The following is a 1,548-nucleotide window of genomic DNA, read 5'->3' as shown; positions in this document are numbered from 1 at the left end:
GTTCGGCAGCCGCCGCCACCAATGACCTGCCTGCAGTGATGTCGGAATTGAGGCGGTTCAGTTCGCCGAGTCCTTTTTTCACTTCCGCCTCATTGCGGCGCAACTCCTCTTTGGTGCGTGCTATCTCCTTCTGAGTCTCCGCCTGACGGCGCTTTGCCTCTGCCGAAGTCTCAGTTTTCGTGTTTGTTTTTTTCGAGGTGCGTCTTGTGCTCTTTCCGGAAGATGTTTTTTTTGATGCGGATTTACGAGTTGACGCTTTCTGCTCGGTTTTTGCTTTTGTTCCGTTTTTTGTTCTCCGGTTTACAGAGTGTGCCGGTATTCCCGACAACAGGATTGTCAGTGCAAAGAGGATTATATGTTTCTTGATGTGTGAGGGAATCATTTAACTTAGAAGGAGCTGATGAATTGTTTTATTCCGACGCGTGTAAATCTGGAGTTGAGAGAAACCGGTGACGGAGCGTTCGCCTCCCAGTCGATATCGTTGAATTCGATCAAGGCATCGAATTTCTTATTGAAATCGCGAGTGAAAGATATGTCGAGGTCGAAACCTTTGTCCAAGTAAGTGTAATCGAGCGCGAGCGCGAGTTCGTGGTCGGATGTGGAGAGCTCAAGTGTCAGCTTTTCCGTCTGACCGATTGAGTTTATACGGTATTCATAGCCGAATTCATCCTCATCGCTTCTTCCGCGAGGGAATGTCAGCGACCATGCCGCCTCTGAATGTATGGAATCTGCCGGAAGAGATCTGAAATCGAAGAAATCGGCATTGGCTTCGGAAAGCTCGCCTGACTGCAAAGCCACGGCGCGTCCGAGAAGCAGGCTCTGGATATCACCGATAATGTCTGGATAATCATATTTGATTCCGGCAAGCGACTCTTTGCAATAGACACGTTTCATTTTGTTGACCGCAAGCAGCGTATCCCCCTCGATGTCGATGCGTCCCACCTCGCCGAGCAAAGAAGCCCTGACAGAGATTGAGATAGTCTCGTTTCTTCTCATGAATATCCTGACAGAAGGTGACACCGGGAGTTTTTTCATGCGCAGTTTCCCCGACATGGCGGCAGTCTGCCAGTCGATGTAGTTGGGGAGTATCGCATTGAGAGCTTCCGTGCGCCCGTCAATCGAGTCCGCAGGTGTCTGCGCCATTGCCGAAGAAACCCCGGCTGCAAGCATAAAGAGCGATGTTGATATAAAATGAGAGCGGCACTGAGCCGATACTTTATCTCTTGCCATTTTTTAGCGTTTTAATTTTCTGAAGAATGTTGTCGTTGTCAGGTTCGAGAGCCGCAGCTTTCTCGTAAGCCTCCAGAGCCTCCTCCTTTTCGCCGAGGGTTGACAGGATGTCGCCATAATGCTCGTAAAGCTCGGCATGCTCGTTGTTCTCCTTAGCAGCTTCCTCGACTGCCGAAGCCTGATATTTGCGAGCCTCCTCATTTTCCCCTTTCTTATGCAGAATCCATGCGTACGTGTCAAGATATGTGGGGTTTGAGGAATTTTCTCCGNCCAGGCTCTTCAGGCTCATCTCCGCCGCACGGTCAAGGTCACCTCCGT

At 50.2% G+C, this 1,548-nt stretch carries 3 protein-coding genes; all 3 read right to left on the bottom strand.

What is annotated here, in order from left to right:
* A partial coding sequence (locus JX312_RS13480; protein ID WP_204458427.1) for a hypothetical protein occupies positions 1-382 on the bottom strand: 382 nt, incomplete at its 3' end.
* 5 nt (positions 383-387) lie between these two features.
* Entirely contained in the window at positions 388-1,230 is an 843-nt protein-coding gene (locus JX312_RS13475) for a DUF4292 domain-containing protein (protein WP_204458426.1), read from the bottom strand.
* Positions 1,217-1,548 (bottom strand): tetratricopeptide repeat protein (locus tag JX312_RS13470; protein ID WP_204458424.1); only part of this gene is annotated, 332 nt, incomplete at its 5' end. The genes JX312_RS13470 and JX312_RS13475, both read right to left, overlap by 14 nt.

Source organism: Barnesiella sp. CU968, from assembly GCF_905219685.1.
Lineage (GTDB): Bacteria > Bacteroidota > Bacteroidia > Bacteroidales > Muribaculaceae > Lepagella > Lepagella muris_A.
This window is presented reverse-complemented; position numbering and strand designations above follow the sequence as displayed.

What these genes read in the sequence shown, in the direction of transcription:
- JX312_RS13475 (WP_204458426.1), bottom strand. Translation starts at nt 1,230, where the DNA reads ATGGCAAGAGATAAAGTATCGGCTCAGTGCCGCTCTCATTTTATATCA.